The organism is Nonlabens ulvanivorans (genome assembly GCF_032922765.1).
GTDB classification, from domain to species: domain Bacteria; phylum Bacteroidota; class Bacteroidia; order Flavobacteriales; family Flavobacteriaceae; genus Nonlabens; species Nonlabens ulvanivorans.
Genome location: NZ_CP136694.1, coordinates 2723854 through 2737956, shown reverse-complemented (window position 1 = coordinate 2737956; position 14103 = coordinate 2723854). Strand labels below are relative to the sequence as shown.

Genomic DNA, 14103 nt, shown 5'->3' with positions numbered 1-14103 from the left:
CGGACTGGGAAAGAGGTATTATTTAAGGAATTATTAGAAGAGTAATTCATATACTTTGAAAATCATTCATCTAAAAAAAATGCCTTGTTTTAAAACAAGGCATTTTTTTTTAAAATTGAAATAGACAATCACTATAAATCAAACCCAATCTCTACACCTAGCTTCTTTGCAATAAGCTTTGTGATGCGAGATTTAATTTCAGGAATTTTTACACTTTCTAGTACGCTATTTGCAAAAGCAAACATCAATAGGGCACGTGCTTCTTTTTTACCTATTCCACGAGATTGCATGTAAAACAGAGCATCTTCATCAAGTTGACCGATGGTACAACCATGTGAACATCTTACATCGTCTGCAAAAATCTCTAGTTGTGGCTTTGCGTTGATGGTAGCCTTATCGCTTACTAATATATTATTGTTTTGCTGGAACGCGTTAATTTTTTGCGCTACTTTATCTACGAGAACTTTACCATTAAAAACTCCTACAGCTTTATCATCAAAGATTTGCTTGTACTGCTGGTAACTCTCACAATTAGGTGCTGTGTGATGTACTAGTGTAGAATGATCTACGTGTTGTTTTCCTTCTATAATCGTAACTCCGTTAAGAATAGAATTACAGTGTTCACCACGTTGATAAAAATTCAAGTTGTTTCTAGTTAAAGCTCCACCAAAAGAAAACGTATGCAAACGAACTTCACTATCTGATTTTTGCTCTACACTGGTATGATCGATAAGTGATGCATTAAGATGATCGTTCTGGATTTTATAATAATCCACCATGGCACGCTTATCTGCAAAAATCTCAGTAACACTATTAGTCAATACTTGATTATCACTTAAACTTTGGTGACGTTCTATAATTTGCACTTGAGAATTCTCTCCTACTACCACTAGATTACGTGGCTGTGTCATTAAAGTACTCTCATTACCAGTAGAAAAGTATACAACTTCTATAGGTTTTTCTACCGCTATGTTTTTCCCAATGCTTATGTAAGCACCTTCTCTTGCAAATGCTGTGTTTAAAGATGTTAATCCATCCTTAGGCGCAAGTTTATTGTAATAAGCCTCAATAACAGGACTATATTTCGGATTATTTAAGGCACTAGACATTAAACAAACGTCAAATTTATCGTGTGTAGTCTCAGATAAATGCGAGCTATAAATCCCATCTATAAAAATCACACGATACGCATCTATTTGATGGATTAAATATGGTTTAATATCTCCATATTCAATAGCAGATTCTTTCTTTGGGAAAAGACTGTAATCTTTATTAAATAGAGATTTCAGCGATGTATATTTATATGCCTCTTCTTTACGTTGCGGAATACCTAACTCTTCAAAAGACGCTAGCGCCTCATTGCGCAATTGATGTGCATACGTTTCTGTATCGACCTCATTTTCTAAAGCGATAAAAGAAGATAATATTTTGTCTTTAAAACTCATGATTTGTTGTTTTCACGCTTTTATTATTTGTTGCCAACTACATTTCTTTAATGTCAGCTTTCGCGAAAGCGAAATAATAAAAACTACACTATTAATTACTAGACCTTAAAGCTGAGTACTAAGCCTCTACTTCTTCTTTAATCCAGTCATAACCGCGCTCTTCTAATTCTTGAGCTAGTTCTTTTCCTCCTGATTTTACGATACGTCCTTTATAAAGTACGTGTACAAAATCTGGCACGATATAATCTAATAAACGCTGGTAGTGAGTAATCACGATAGTGGCATTATCCTCACTGCGCAATTTATTTACACCATTTGCTACGATACGTAGGGCATCGATATCAAGACCTGAATCTGTCTCATCTAATATCGAAAGTTTAGGATCTAACATTGCCATCTGGAAAATCTCGTTACGTTTCTTTTCTCCACCAGAAAAACCTTCATTTAAAGAACGAGATAAGAATTTGCGATCTATCTCTAGCATCTCAGACTTTTCACGGATCATCTTTAACATATCACCAGCCTTCATTTCTTCTTTACCTTGAGCCTTGCGCGTCTCGTTGATAGCAGTTTTCATGAAGTTAGTAACTGATACTCCAGGGATTTCAATAGGATACTGAAATGATAAAAAGACACCTTTATGTGCTCTTTCTTCTGGATCAAGCTCAGATATTTCCTCGTTTTCTAATTCAATAGAACCACCAGTCATCTCGTACTCTTCACGTCCTGCAATCACATTTGCTAGAGTAGATTTACCAGAACCGTTAGGTCCCATAATAGCATGAACCTCACCAGCTTTTACTTCTAGATTGATTCCTTTTAATATTTCTTTATCCTCTATTGAGGCATGCAAGTCTTTGATCTTTAACATAGCTGTTATTTAACTTCTTGTATCTGTATTAATTGATGGGTGCAACTACGGCAGCACTTGTTGCTGGTGTTACTTCTATTATTTCTTTTATGATAAGCATTTGTTCCCAGCCTTCACCTGTTTCTAGCAACAATGGATTAGGTACTAATTCTCCTTTAAGAATTACATTTACCATATCAAATTTTGTCTTTTGTAAAGGTAACGCCAGTTCATGGAGCTGCTTTAACTTATCATCTATGCGTACGGCATAAATTTCGTTTTTACTAGTAAGGACTGCGGCGTCCTCTAATAAAATAAACTCACCTTTATAGGTGTTTTCATCTTCTACAAATGACGTGCTTATGTCCTCTGTGGTTGCAACATCCAATGGTTGCTCCTGATTTTTACAAGAGACTGTTGCAATTATTATAAAACATAAAACGAGTAATCGTTTCATAATTAATGGTTTTTGAAATGTTCTATCCTACCGATCCTTCTAGGCTTATTTCTAATAATTTTTGAGCTTCTACTGCAAACTCCATAGGTAGTTTATTTAATACTTCTTTAGAGAATCCATTTACAATAAGTGCAATGGCTTTTTCTGTATCAATACCACGCTGGTTGCAGTAAAAAATTTGATCTTCACCTATTTTACTCGTTGTCGCTTCGTGTTCTACTTTTGAAGTACTGTTACTATTTTCTATGTATGGGAATGTATGTGCACCGCACTCATTACCCATTAACAAACTATCACATTGTGAAAAGTTACGAGCATTTGTAGCACGTGAATTGATTTTTACGAGTCCTCGATAAGAGTTTTGCGATTTTCCGGCACTAATCCCTTTAGAAATAATAGTTGACTTAGTGTTTTTACCTAAGTGAACCATCTTAGTTCCAGTATCTGCTTGCTGAAAATTATTAGTCACCGCGATGGAGTAAAACTCACCAACTGAGTTATCTCCTTTAAGAACACAGCTAGGATACTTCCATGTTACAGCACTACCGGTCTCTACTTGAGTCCATGAGATTTTTGCATTTTTCTCACATAGTCCACGCTTAGTTACAAAGTTGAAAACACCACCTTTTCCTTCGGCATTACCTGGATACCAGTTCTGTACGGTAGAGTATTTAATTTCTGCATCATCTAGTGCGATTAACTCCACACATGCAGCGTGTAATTGATTTTCATCACGACTAGGCGCAGTACAACCTTCTAGGTAAGAAACATAACTTCCTTCATCTGCAATTACTAGTGTTCTTTCAAATTGTCCTGTTCCACCTTCATTAATACGGAAGTATGTAGAAAGTTCCATAGGACACTTAACACCTTTAGGTATATAACAGAATGATCCATCAGAGAATACAGCGCTATTCAATGCTGCATAGTAATTATCACTTTGTGGAATTATAGTACCAAGATATTTTTTTACAAGCTCTGGATGTTCTTGTATTGCTTCAGAAATGGGGCAGAAAATAATACCTTTCTCTGCAAGCGTTTTCTTAAATGTAGTAGCTACAGATACTGAGTCTACTACAATATCCATAGCAACACCAGCAAGCTTTTTTTGCTCATCAAGTGAAATTCCTAATTTTTTGAACGTTTCTAATAATTCTGGATCAACCTCATCAAGGCTATCATATTTAGGCTTAGAATTAGGTGCACTGTAATAAGAAATGGCTTGTAAATCTGGTTTTTCGTAATTTACATTTGCCCAATCTGGCTCTTCCATTTCAATAAACACACGATATGCCTGTAGTCTCCAGTCAAGCATCCATTGTGGCTCATTCTTTTTGGCAGATATGATACGTATCACTTCTTCACTAAGTCCGATAGGAATAGTGTCTGATTTAATATCGGTATAGAAGCCGTACTCGTACTCTTTATTCTGGAGTTCTTTTTCTAATTCTTCTTCTGTGTACTTAGACATAATGCTATGTTTAAAGTTCATAAAACAGCTACACTGTATAATTTGAACTTCTTATTTATTAATTATTGAATAGTAGCGCTTTCACAATACTATTCTACTTATTTAGACTTATAGAGAAAAACTTTCTCCACATCCACAAGTTCTTTGTGCATTAGGGTTATTAAAGACAAATCCTTTACCGTTCAAACCACCGCTAAATTCAAGCGTCGTCCCAACGAGATATAAAAAGCTTTTTTTATCAACCACAATGCGCACGTCATTTGCTTCAAAAATCTTATCCGTGTCTGTAGTTGTCTTATCAAATGTTAGATCGTAAGATAAACCACTACAACCTCCACTTTTAACACCTACGCGCACATAATCATTACCTATAGCAAATCCATCTTCACTCATTAATTGAGTAAGCTTAATTTTTGCCGTATCTGATACATTTATCATATGCTTAAAATCCTTATTTAAAATGACCACAAATATACAACAGCCATTTTTGAACCTTGCCCTATTCAATTTATAAAATGCATGATTGTATGTCCAATATCTATAGTTTAACAGTTCTTTATACAATCAAGTGCTAACATATCTATTTTTCAATAGCTTAAAGCTCAAATTATACTTTGAAATTTAAAAAAACATCAACTCTTTTCTATCTGTTTTATAATTAAGATGTTTAATTCATTGTAATTTTGCAGCATGATAGAAGATAAAAATCCACAACGTACGTCGATTGAAAATTTAGGTGAATTTGGTTTAATCGATCACATCACACAAAATATTGAACTTAATCAAGATTCTACCTTAAAAGGTATAGGCGATGATGCTGCTGTTATCAATCATACAGCATCTACTGTGGTCACCACAGATATGCTTGTAGAAGGTATTCACTTTGATTTAAGTTATGTTCCTCTAAAGCATTTAGGTTACAAAGCTGTTATGGTTAATTTATCTGATCTTTATGCGATGAATGCGGTACCTACCCAAATAACCGTATCCATAGCTATGTCTAATCGTTTTCCTGTAGAAGCCGTTGAAGAGCTTTATAATGGTATCAAACTGGCATGTAAAATCTACAATGTAGATTTAATAGGTGGAGACACTACTGCTTCTCAAAGTGGTTTGATTATCTCTATTACAGCAATAGGAGAACAAAAGGAAGATGATATTATATACCGCTCAGGTGCTAGAGATAATGATTTACTAGTCGTTAGTGGAGACATAGGCGCCGCTTATATGGGATTACAAATCCTAGAGCGCGAGAAAGCTGTTTATAAAGCAAACCCAAATAATCAACCAGATGTTGAAGCCTATAGCTATTTATTAGAACGACAGCTAAAACCTGAAGTTCGTAAAGATATCCCTAAGCTACTCAAAGAACTAGATGTGAAACCTACGAGTATGATTGATTTATCCGATGGTTTAAGTTCTGAAGTTATTCATTTATGTAAAAACTCTAATGTAGGAATGAAGCTCTATGAAGAAAAACTTCCATTAGACCCTACGGTAATAGCGGCTTGTGAAGAATTTAATTTAGACAGTACAACGATTGCACTTAGTGGTGGCGAGGACTATGAATTATTATTTACGGTAAAACAAGAAGACTTCCCTAAAATTAAAGCAAATCCTAGCTTAAGCATCATAGGACATGCTGTACCCAACGGTGAAGGAATTCATTTAATCACCAGATCAGGCGAGCAAATACCTATTAAAGCAATGGGCTGGAATAGTTTTCAAGAATAAAAACCTAATTCACGTCTATTTTTCTTAACCGCAAGGTCATTGAGAGCACGATTAACACGAGAATATTGATCATTTAACGGAACGATATTACCATAAATATTTGTGGTCATTTGCTTTCCACATTTTACGCAACACATTTCTTGTATGCGGTCATTTACTTGATGAGTAACTTGTAGTTTATGTCCTGTAAAAGAGCATATAGCTGCAGCCTTGATAGGGGAAAAAGATTTTGACATTTGGCTAGTTATTTAAACGAAAGTTGGTTGAACTTCATTTTACTACGACCAATGTAAAAAAAATAATTCTAATGAACGATAAAACACTTAAATTAATCGACAAAATGCATTTTACTTACGATTTCACTAGGATGAGTAAGTAATAACATGTGTCCACCTTCAACACTTACACCAGCGTAAAACTCCTGGCTTAACTCGACCTCGATAATAGATTTTTCAATAACGGTATCACGATTTCCATAGATGTATTGAACGGGCACATCAACATGTCCAAGCTGTGATGGACGATCTCTCATAGCACGCAACGCCGCCATTACAGCTTCTAGAGTAATCTCTTGAGATTCAATCCTCATATTTTCAATAATAGCCTTATGAGTTACATGTTCTTGAGGCGTAAAAAGATTATTAATAGCCATAGATACATAAGCATTTTGAAAGCGATCAATTAATTGGATTGCACGATCTCGCATCATTTTACGGGCTACACTATCAGGTCCCATAATACTGTTCAACAAGGTTAAAGAATAAAGTTGTTGAGGATACGCTTTCGCGAAAGCAGATCCTACATAACCACCCATACTATGACCTATAAAATGTACCTTATGAATATCATTTTGCATCAAAAATTGTGAGATTTCAAAAGCCAGATCATCGATAGAGTATTGCGATACCATAGGAGATTCACCATGACCAGGTAATTCAACATATATAACATTATAGCTGTTTTCTAATGATTTTGCCACCGTAGTCCACTGGTTTTTACTACCTAAAAAACCGTGTAAAAGTAGTACCCTAGGCTTATTTGAGGACTTATAGTAGTAGGTCATTTTCTTCATAAATGCAATATAATACCTGTTCCCTTTCTACTTCTAATATTTTGTTAATTTTACACTGATCTAAAGCAATACCTTTTCTTTGATGAAACAAATTTATTTTCTTCTTCTAATCAGTTTTACAGTCATGTCGTGTCAAAACGATATTGACGATTACCAGGTCGCAAAATCTGAACTAGATATTAGACTGGAAGAACTATTATTAGAAAAATCTGAAGGTCAAGGAATCAACTTTTTTATTTTACCTGAAAGCGATGACTATGCGTCTATACCACAAGACCCATTGAACCCAATAACCAAAGAAAAAGTAGAGTTAGGTAGATTATTACTACATGAAACAGCTAGTGGTGGTAATCCAAAAATGGATGTTATGGCTGGCACTTATGCTTGTGCATCCTGTCATCCTGTAGCTTCTAGTTTTTACTCTGGTAGACGTCAGGGAATAGGTGAAAGCGGTAGTGGATTTGGTGCAGCAGGAGAAAGTCGCGGTTTTGATTTAACCATGCCATTAGACTCTATAGACCTGCAACCTATAAGAGTACCTACTTTACTTAATGTGGCTTATCAAGATGTTGCTTTATGGAATGGTATGCTAGGTGGATCAGGAACTAATGCTGGCACACAATCTCAATGGAGTGACATTCCTGAAAACCACTTAGGATTTCAAGGTCTAGAAATTCAAGGTATGGTAGGACAGGATACTCATAGATTGCAAATAGATGAAAATTTTGCTGATACTTATGGCTATAAAGAAATGTTTGATAGAGCCTTTAGCAATACACAATCTTTTGAAAGATACTCAAGAAAGACCGCTGCTCTTGCTCTTGCGGCATTCAATAGAACATTACTATCTAATCGTGCACCATGGCAAGATTATCTTAAGGGTGATTATGCAGCCTTAAGTGAACGAGAAAAAAGAGGAGCTATTTTATTTACTGGCAAAGCAGAGTGCATGAACTGTCATACAGGACCAGCTTTAAAAGATCAAGATTTTCACGCATTCGGTTTTGGTCATTTTGATGATAGTAATGACGCTGTAGTATTGGATGATGCTAATTTTGATAACGTAAAAAAAGGTCGTGGTGGTTTTACTAATAACCCTTCAGACGATTATAAATTTAAAACTCCTACACTGTACAATTTAAGAGATGCTAATTTCTATGGACATGGTGGTACATTTAATAGTATTGAAGAGGTTATACGTTATAAATTATCGAGTCAACTGCAGGATAATAACGTTCCTTTATCTCAAATTGCTAGTGAAAAAGGAGCAGTTACACTAACTGAAGAAGAGATTCAAGATTTAATATTCTTTGTCGAGAATAGTCTCTACGACTCTTATCTCACCAGATATGTACCAGAGACCGTGTTATCTGGAAATTGTTTTCCTAATGCAGACGTCCAATCTAAAATAGACTTAGGATGCGAGTAGTTAATAACTATGTGCAAATCTGATCCTTAAAACCTAATGTAAGTGAAATACCAAGCGGTATCTTTATCGCATGAGAAATCCACAGCTTACTAAAGACATAATCATAAAAGAGAGCGCTGACCTTTTCAATACTAAAGGATATAAAGCAACATCATTAAGCGATATAACTACAGCTACAGGCTTTACAAAAGGTGCAATCTACAAGCATTTTAAAAATAAAGAAGACTTAGAACAACAAGCCTTGCGTAGTTTAAGCAAAAGAATGTTTGATATTCTTAACATAGATCTCAAGAATGCATCAGATTTTACTTCAAAAATGAATGTAATATTTAATTTTTTTGAGAATTACCTAGATAATCCGCCTTACTCTGGAGGATGTCCTTTAATGAACAGTGCCTGCGAAAGCGATGATCTAGATGCTGGTTTAAGACAGCAGTCATTTGGTATGCTTGTCACTTTTAAAACAACTATTAAAAGAATTTTTGATAAGGCACTTAAAAATAACCAGATAAAATCTAGCGTAGATTCTGATCAATTAACTGCCGTCTATATAGCAACCTTAGAAGGAGCTATTATGATGAGTAAATTAGAGCGTAATAATGATGCTTTAGTAAAAAGCATCTCCTATTTAAAAACTGTAAATAGTGATTTATTATTAAATTAAAAACCCTAATAACTAGAATTATAAACTATAGTTATTAGGGTTATTGTATTGCAGAGAAATCTACTACTTGAGCATGGCTTGCGCCTCATCAATTACTCTAAGCGTTCTTACTTTAAGTTCCTCGATCTCTTCATGCTCTTCTTTTAAAACATCTAACTGTTTATTAACTGCATTTACATCTTTAGGAAGCTTATAATCATAAGGAAACTTCTCAGAATAGTCTCTCATCCATGTCATCATATCATCATGCGCTTTCTGAAGTTCGCTTTTTTTAGACATGATCAAATCAGTGTTAGTAGAGTCCATTTTCTTACTTAATTGATTGCTTAAATCCATTAAGTCACCCATTTTAGGCATAATTACATCATGCGCCTCCATAGATTGTTGCTTTAAATTATCAAAAGCGACCTGTTGTTCTTTGAGCTCATCATTACATGAGGCTAAAAGAGCTAATAATATTAATGTCCAAAGTGATTTCATCTTATACTTGTTTAAAAAGAATATTGTAAGCCTACAGTGATAACATCTTGATTCTTAAGCTGTACACCATTTAGATTCTGTTGTAAAGGTAAGGCATATTCAAATCCTAAACGAGCACCTTTTAATAATTCTGGCGCATAAATATTAAATCCAAAACCAGCATTTAAAGCGTCGTAACCAGAGTTAGAAGTATCTGCAGTTATAACCATTGCCGGATTCAAATCAGGATTAGCTCCTCTAATGCCGCCTTGTATAAGTCCTTGCAACCTACCTGAAACACTCAACCAGTTAGTTGCACGATACGCAATCCAGTTGTTCCAGCCTAGTTGATTCCCTAGTCTATAATCATTTTCATTTTCACCTGTACGGAAAACACCTCTTAATTGAGAACCCCAAGAAAAATAATCTGACTGACCTAAGTAAGTAACAGCAGTAATGGCATCATAAGTACCACTGCCTATTTGCATAGGGTAAGGTAATATCACCTCATTACCCATACTAGCAGGCGTTACATCTTTGTTATCAATAGTTCCCGTAGGTATGGATAAACCTATCTGTGCATGCCACTTATGTGAATCTGTATCTATAAATTTATACATCGCAGATACGGATAGATCTCCAAAACCAGAAGATTCTGTAGTAAACATTCCACCCATAGCTGTCAAATGATCCATGGTCATGTCCATATACATTCCCATAGCCATAAGTGTTAAACGGTCAGTAGGCGCATACATAGCTCCTATCATATGCATATTCATAGGCATCTCAGTAGGCGTTACCATATAATCTCCACCATTAGGCAATAAAACTGATTCATTAGTAACGTCATCATTTGCGCGACGCAAATCTTCCATAGTAGTGGTAGAAAAACGATAAGACACCATCCATTCTCCTTTATTATGAGTATGATCTCCCATAACTGAGATAGGTGCATGCCCATCTGGTCTGTTTGTTGTATAAGAGGTTGTGTTATTATCTTGAGCAAGCATTAAAGTACTTGCACATAATGCTATAATTAATTGTATTTTTTTCAATGTGTTGAGTTTTGTGACCACAGTGTGGCCTTAATAAATAAGTAATGTTATCGCATTAAAGCGATAGAAGAATAAGTGCTTATGTATTGTAAACTCGTGGTGGCGGCTTTATAACGTCCTGAAATCCTATTTTTAATATATATGAATAGGGCTTATTTCCTCTCTTAACGATAACTTCATAAGATGGAACGATATACAAAACCACATCTTGATAATATAACGGACAAAAAGCTTCAATCAACATTGAGATCGCTTGCTCTTTAGAATCCGTTCTGGATTGAGCTTGTTGCAGTTTAAGCGTTTTAGCTAGATAACACTTTCCATCGCAATTAAGCTCTGGCCTATCCGTATTTTCACAATACTGCTCAATAATCATATCAATATTCATCTCATAGTATGCATAGCAGCCTACTTGATAAACAGGTCGCAAGCTGAATAGCGTTAACAATATGATACTTAATGCTGACTTGATATGATTAATTTTTGTGCAAATTTAATACCTAACACCTATACAATAGTTTAAAAATTATAAAGAATATGGTAATCATCTTGTGCTTAAATTTGAAGTGTTCTAAATAATGTCGGTTTCTTGAATTTCCCTATCGCCTTTCATCCTATCTATAAACATCCTTTACCAGATGGCCATCGTTTTCCTATGGTAAAATATGAGCTATTACCACAGCAACTTTTACTAGAAGGAACCGCAAATCAGACAGATTTTTTTGAGCCCAATAAACTATGTTGTGATATAGATGTATTGCGTGTTCATACTTCAGAGTACTTAAAAAACCTTAAGACCTTAAATCTAGACCGTAAAGCAGCACGCAAATTGGGTTTTCCATTAAACAATCAGCTAGTAGAAAGAGAATTATACATAGCTCAAGGTACAATTGATGGTTGCATAAAGGCATTTGAATACAACATTGCAATGAATATCGCTGGTGGCACACACCATGCTTACACAGATCATGGTGAAGCATTTTGTTTACTAAATGATCAGGCAATCGCTGCTAGATACTTACAACATCATCAGCTAGCAGATAAAATTCTGATTGTAGATCTGGACGTTCATCAAGGAAATGGAACTGCTGAAATCTTCCAAAATGACGATAGCGTATTCACATTTTCCATGCACGGCGCAGGTAATTATCCGTTTAAAAAGGAGTTGTCTGACCTAGATATCGCCTTACCAGATCATACTGATGACAGTAGTTATCTCAATGAACTTCATCATATTCTGCCTGATTTAATTGCTCAAGAACAGCCCGATTTCATTTTCTACCTGTGTGGTGTCGATGTGCTAGAAACAGACAAGTTAGGCAGGCTAGGTATGACTCTAGATGGTTGTAAAAAAAGGGATGAGTTTGCTTTGTCCGCTTTCGCGAAAGCGAGAACAAAAAATAATAACCGCATCCCAATACAATGCAGTATGGGCGGCGGTTACTCTCCTGATATTAAATTAATCATTGAAGCACATGCTAACACCTATAGAGTAGCACGAGATATTTTTACTTAGGCTATCGCAACCAGGCTTTAGAAGCAGCGCTGCGAGCAAATAGCCAAAGACAAATGGACAACAAAGGAACACTTAAGAAGAAAAACTTATCTGAGGTGTTGATAATGCCCCATGAGCCATTAAAGAAATTAAAACTAGTTGTTATAATAACCGCAAATAACGATACTAAAGATAGTATTACCGCTAGTTTTCTTTTAAATAACAACATTATACAAGCTAATAGTCCAGCAAATACAGCTATTCCATAAACATACATATACCAACCAGGTCTAGATTGATATAACTCTTGTTGTTGTTCAGTCATTTGCTCCATCATTATATCGGGTGCTGCCATTTCTGTGGACCATGCGCCTATTCCCATAAGATTCCATAGTAAAAAGATAATAGCGAGTACCCAGAACCACATCTGGGGTTTTGAACTGTAAGGCATAATTAATTGGTTTTATAGGTTGAAACCTTAAAGTTAAGAAAATCTTAAATAACAAAAATGTAGGTCTTACATTACGGAATTATCATTTTTAAAGACTTTCTAATAGGATTCATAAAAAAATCGCTTACGAAATCGATTGAATCCTCAAAAAAAAGTACATTAGGATTAGTTTTAAACAGCCCATATTATGAAAGATTCTATGAAACCCGAAAGCCTAATGATGTCCTATGGTTATAAACCTGAATTATCTGAAGGCGCTATTAAATGTCCTATATTTTTAACTTCCACCTTTGTCTTTAAAAATGCAGAAGAAGGCAAAGCATTTTTTGAACTCGCCTATGGAAAGCGTGATAAATTGCCAGGTGAGGAAATGGGATTGATATACAGTCGTATCAATAATCCAGACCTAGAAATTCTAGAAAACAGAGTACGTTTATGGGATAAAGCAGATGATTGCGCGGTTTTTGAAAGTGGAATGAGTGCTATATCAACAGTCCTTATGGAGTTTTTAGAGCCAGGACAGGTCTTACTATACAGTTCACCTACTTATGGTGGAACAGACCACTTTATCAACCACTTTTTACCTAAATATGGTATCCATTCTCTAGGTTTTAAATCAGGTATGAGTAAAAATGAGATTATCAAACAGGTAGAAGATGCTGGATATGCAGATAAAGTGGCACTAATCCATATTGAAACACCTGCAAATCCTACTAATGCTTTAATAGATATTGAAATGTGTCGAGAAATTGCCGATCATTTTTCAACAAGTGATAAAAAAGTCCTCGTAGGTGTCGATAATACTTATATGGGACCATTATGGCAGCATCCATTACAATTAGGTGCCGATATCGTCATGTACAGCGCCACAAAATATATAGGTGGACATAGCGACTTGATTGCTGGTGCCGTATTAGGTAATGCAGAGATTATGCATCGTGTCAAGGTTCTACGAACTTTCTTAGGAAACATGGCTTCTCCACATACAGGCTGGATGTTAATGCGCAGTCTGGAAACTCTAAAAATACGTATGGAGCAACAGCAACGCAATGCTATAGAGGTTGCTAACTTTTTAAATGGCCATAAAAAAATCACTAAGCTCAATTACCTAGGTTTAATACAACCAGATGCTCCAGATTATAAAATCTACAAAAAACAATATGACGGACCAGGCGCCATGATTAGTTTTGAAATTAAAGGTGGAGAGAAAGAAGCATTTAAATTCTTGAATTCGTTGAGATTAATACGCCTTGCAGTAAGTTTAGGTGGAACAGAAAGTCTTGCAGAACACCCACGTTCTATGACGCACGCAGGCGTAGATGAAAATCACGCAGAATCTATAGGCGTCACACATTCACTTGTGCGCTTATCGATAGGTGTAGAAAACAGCGATGACCTTATTGCCGATGTAAAACAAGCGCTTGAAGAAGTAAGGATATCAGAAAATGTGATAGTTTAGTTGGATTTGGATTGTTTTGGCATTTTCTTTGCCTAGTGTACTAAGAATTACCACGACACGTT

Annotated in this window: 16 protein-coding genes; 5 read left to right on the top strand and 11 right to left on the bottom strand. The window is 35.5% G+C overall.

The window, feature by feature from the left end:
• Nucleotides 1-131: 131 nt before the first annotated feature.
• From sufD to R1T42_RS12375, 5 genes are all read right to left on the bottom strand, one after another.
• A complete protein-coding gene (gene sufD / locus R1T42_RS12395) occupies nucleotides 132-1445 on the bottom strand; it encodes a Fe-S cluster assembly protein SufD (protein WP_036583082.1) in 1314 nt (437 codons plus the stop codon).
• 118 nt (nucleotides 1446-1563) lie between these two features.
• Nucleotides 1564-2316, bottom strand: coding sequence for a Fe-S cluster assembly ATPase SufC (gene sufC, locus R1T42_RS12390; protein WP_036583083.1), 753 nt, complete (start codon nucleotides 2314-2316; stop codon nucleotides 1564-1566).
• 28 nt (nucleotides 2317-2344) lie between these two features.
• Entirely contained in the window at nucleotides 2345-2752 is a 408-nt protein-coding gene (locus tag R1T42_RS12385; RefSeq protein WP_042245327.1) for a hypothetical protein, read from the bottom strand.
• A gap of 22 nt (nucleotides 2753-2774) precedes the next feature.
• Entirely contained in the window at nucleotides 2775-4223 is a 1449-nt protein-coding gene (gene sufB, locus R1T42_RS12380; RefSeq protein WP_042269346.1) for a Fe-S cluster assembly protein SufB, read from the bottom strand.
• A 108-nt stretch (nucleotides 4224-4331) separates the two neighbouring features.
• Entirely contained in the window at nucleotides 4332-4661 is a 330-nt protein-coding gene (locus tag R1T42_RS12375; protein WP_036583087.1) for a HesB/IscA family protein, read from the bottom strand.
• Between the two features lie 252 nt (nucleotides 4662-4913).
• Here R1T42_RS12375 and thiL point away from each other — a divergent pair, with 252 nt between their 5' ends.
• The gene (gene thiL / locus R1T42_RS12370) at nucleotides 4914-5957 is read left to right on the top strand and encodes a thiamine-phosphate kinase (protein WP_317290542.1); all 1044 of its coding nucleotides are present in this window, start codon (nucleotides 4914-4916) and stop codon (nucleotides 5955-5957) included.
• Here the strand turns inward: thiL and R1T42_RS12365 are convergent.
• Both R1T42_RS12365 and R1T42_RS12360 read right to left on the bottom strand, forming a co-directional pair.
• Nucleotides 5948-6193, bottom strand: coding sequence for a hypothetical protein (locus R1T42_RS12365; protein ID WP_317290541.1), 246 nt, complete (start codon nucleotides 6191-6193; stop codon nucleotides 5948-5950). The genes thiL and R1T42_RS12365 overlap by 10 nt on opposite strands.
• A gap of 92 nt (nucleotides 6194-6285) precedes the next feature.
• Nucleotides 6286-7029, bottom strand: a complete 744-nt coding sequence (locus R1T42_RS12360; protein ID WP_317290540.1) for an alpha/beta fold hydrolase — start codon at nucleotides 7027-7029, stop codon at nucleotides 6286-6288.
• A gap of 82 nt (nucleotides 7030-7111) precedes the next feature.
• On the opposite strand from R1T42_RS12360, the gene R1T42_RS12355 reads away from it, so the two are divergent.
• Together R1T42_RS12355 and R1T42_RS12350 are read left to right on the top strand one after the other, a co-directional pair.
• Entirely contained in the window at nucleotides 7112-8458 is a 1347-nt protein-coding gene (locus R1T42_RS12355) for a cytochrome-c peroxidase (RefSeq protein ID WP_317290539.1), read from the top strand.
• A gap of 70 nt (nucleotides 8459-8528) precedes the next feature.
• Entirely contained in the window at nucleotides 8529-9122 is a 594-nt protein-coding gene (locus tag R1T42_RS12350; protein WP_317290538.1) for a TetR/AcrR family transcriptional regulator, read from the top strand.
• A 63-nt stretch (nucleotides 9123-9185) separates the two neighbouring features.
• On the opposite strand, the gene R1T42_RS12345 is transcribed toward R1T42_RS12350, so the two are convergent.
• The 3 genes from R1T42_RS12345 to R1T42_RS12335 all read right to left on the bottom strand — a co-directional run bounded on the left by R1T42_RS12345 (nucleotide 9186) and on the right by R1T42_RS12335 (nucleotide 11084).
• On the bottom strand, nucleotides 9186-9602 hold the full coding sequence (locus tag R1T42_RS12345) for a hypothetical protein (protein ID WP_036583100.1): 417 nt from the start codon (nucleotides 9600-9602) through the stop codon (nucleotides 9186-9188).
• Between the two features lie 11 nt (nucleotides 9603-9613).
• On the bottom strand, nucleotides 9614-10636 hold the full coding sequence (locus R1T42_RS12340) for a transporter family protein (protein WP_036583102.1): 1023 nt from the start codon (nucleotides 10634-10636) through the stop codon (nucleotides 9614-9616).
• Between the two features lie 79 nt (nucleotides 10637-10715).
• Nucleotides 10716-11084 (bottom strand): hypothetical protein, encoded by a 369-nt coding sequence (locus R1T42_RS12335; RefSeq protein ID WP_317290537.1) that lies wholly within the window; start codon nucleotides 11082-11084, stop codon nucleotides 10716-10718.
• A gap of 141 nt (nucleotides 11085-11225) precedes the next feature.
• On the opposite strand from R1T42_RS12335, the gene R1T42_RS12330 reads away from it, so the two are divergent.
• Nucleotides 11226-12152, top strand: a complete 927-nt coding sequence (locus tag R1T42_RS12330; protein WP_317290536.1) for a histone deacetylase family protein — start codon at nucleotides 11226-11228, stop codon at nucleotides 12150-12152.
• A gap of 1 nt (nucleotide 12153) precedes the next feature.
• Here the strand turns inward: R1T42_RS12330 and R1T42_RS12325 are convergent, their stop codons facing one another.
• Nucleotides 12154-12582: a hypothetical protein gene (locus R1T42_RS12325; RefSeq protein ID WP_036583105.1), complete on the bottom strand. Its 429-nt coding sequence runs from the start codon at nucleotides 12580-12582 to the stop codon at nucleotides 12154-12156.
• Nucleotides 12583-12769: 187 nt separating this feature from the next.
• Here R1T42_RS12325 and R1T42_RS12320 point away from each other — a divergent pair, with 187 nt between their 5' ends.
• Nucleotides 12770-14041, top strand: a complete 1272-nt coding sequence (locus tag R1T42_RS12320) for a cystathionine gamma-synthase family protein (RefSeq protein ID WP_317290535.1) — start codon at nucleotides 12770-12772, stop codon at nucleotides 14039-14041.
• Nucleotides 14042-14103 lie beyond the last annotated feature (62 nt).

Coding starts and splice junctions, on each gene's coding strand:
- R1T42_RS12360 (WP_317290540.1), bottom strand. CDS start 7,029: ATGAAGAAAATGACCTACTACTATAAGTCCTCAAATAAGCCTAGGGTA.
- R1T42_RS12325 (WP_036583105.1), bottom strand. CDS start 12,582: ATGCCTTACAGTTCAAAACCCCAGATGTGGTTCTGGGTACTCGCTATT.
- sufB (WP_042269346.1), bottom strand. CDS start 4,223: ATGTCTAAGTACACAGAAGAAGAATTAGAAAAAGAACTCCAGAATAAA.
- R1T42_RS12345 (WP_036583100.1), bottom strand. CDS start 9,602: ATGAAATCACTTTGGACATTAATATTATTAGCTCTTTTAGCCTCATGT.
- R1T42_RS12320 (WP_317290535.1), top strand. CDS start 12,770: ATGAAAGATTCTATGAAACCCGAAAGCCTAATGATGTCCTATGGTTAT.
- R1T42_RS12385 (WP_042245327.1), bottom strand. CDS start 2,752: ATGAAACGATTACTCGTTTTATGTTTTATAATAATTGCAACAGTCTCT.
- R1T42_RS12375 (WP_036583087.1), bottom strand. CDS start 4,661: ATGATAAATGTATCAGATACGGCAAAAATTAAGCTTACTCAATTAATG.
- sufD (WP_036583082.1), bottom strand. CDS start 1,445: ATGAGTTTTAAAGACAAAATATTATCTTCTTTTATCGCTTTAGAAAAT.
- R1T42_RS12355 (WP_317290539.1), top strand. CDS start 7,112: ATGAAACAAATTTATTTTCTTCTTCTAATCAGTTTTACAGTCATGTCG.
- R1T42_RS12365 (WP_317290541.1), bottom strand. CDS start 6,193: ATGTCAAAATCTTTTTCCCCTATCAAGGCTGCAGCTATATGCTCTTTT.
- sufC (WP_036583083.1), bottom strand. CDS start 2,316: ATGTTAAAGATCAAAGACTTGCATGCCTCAATAGAGGATAAAGAAATA.
- thiL (WP_317290542.1), top strand. CDS start 4,914: ATGATAGAAGATAAAAATCCACAACGTACGTCGATTGAAAATTTAGGT.
- R1T42_RS12350 (WP_317290538.1), top strand. CDS start 8,529: ATGAGAAATCCACAGCTTACTAAAGACATAATCATAAAAGAGAGCGCT.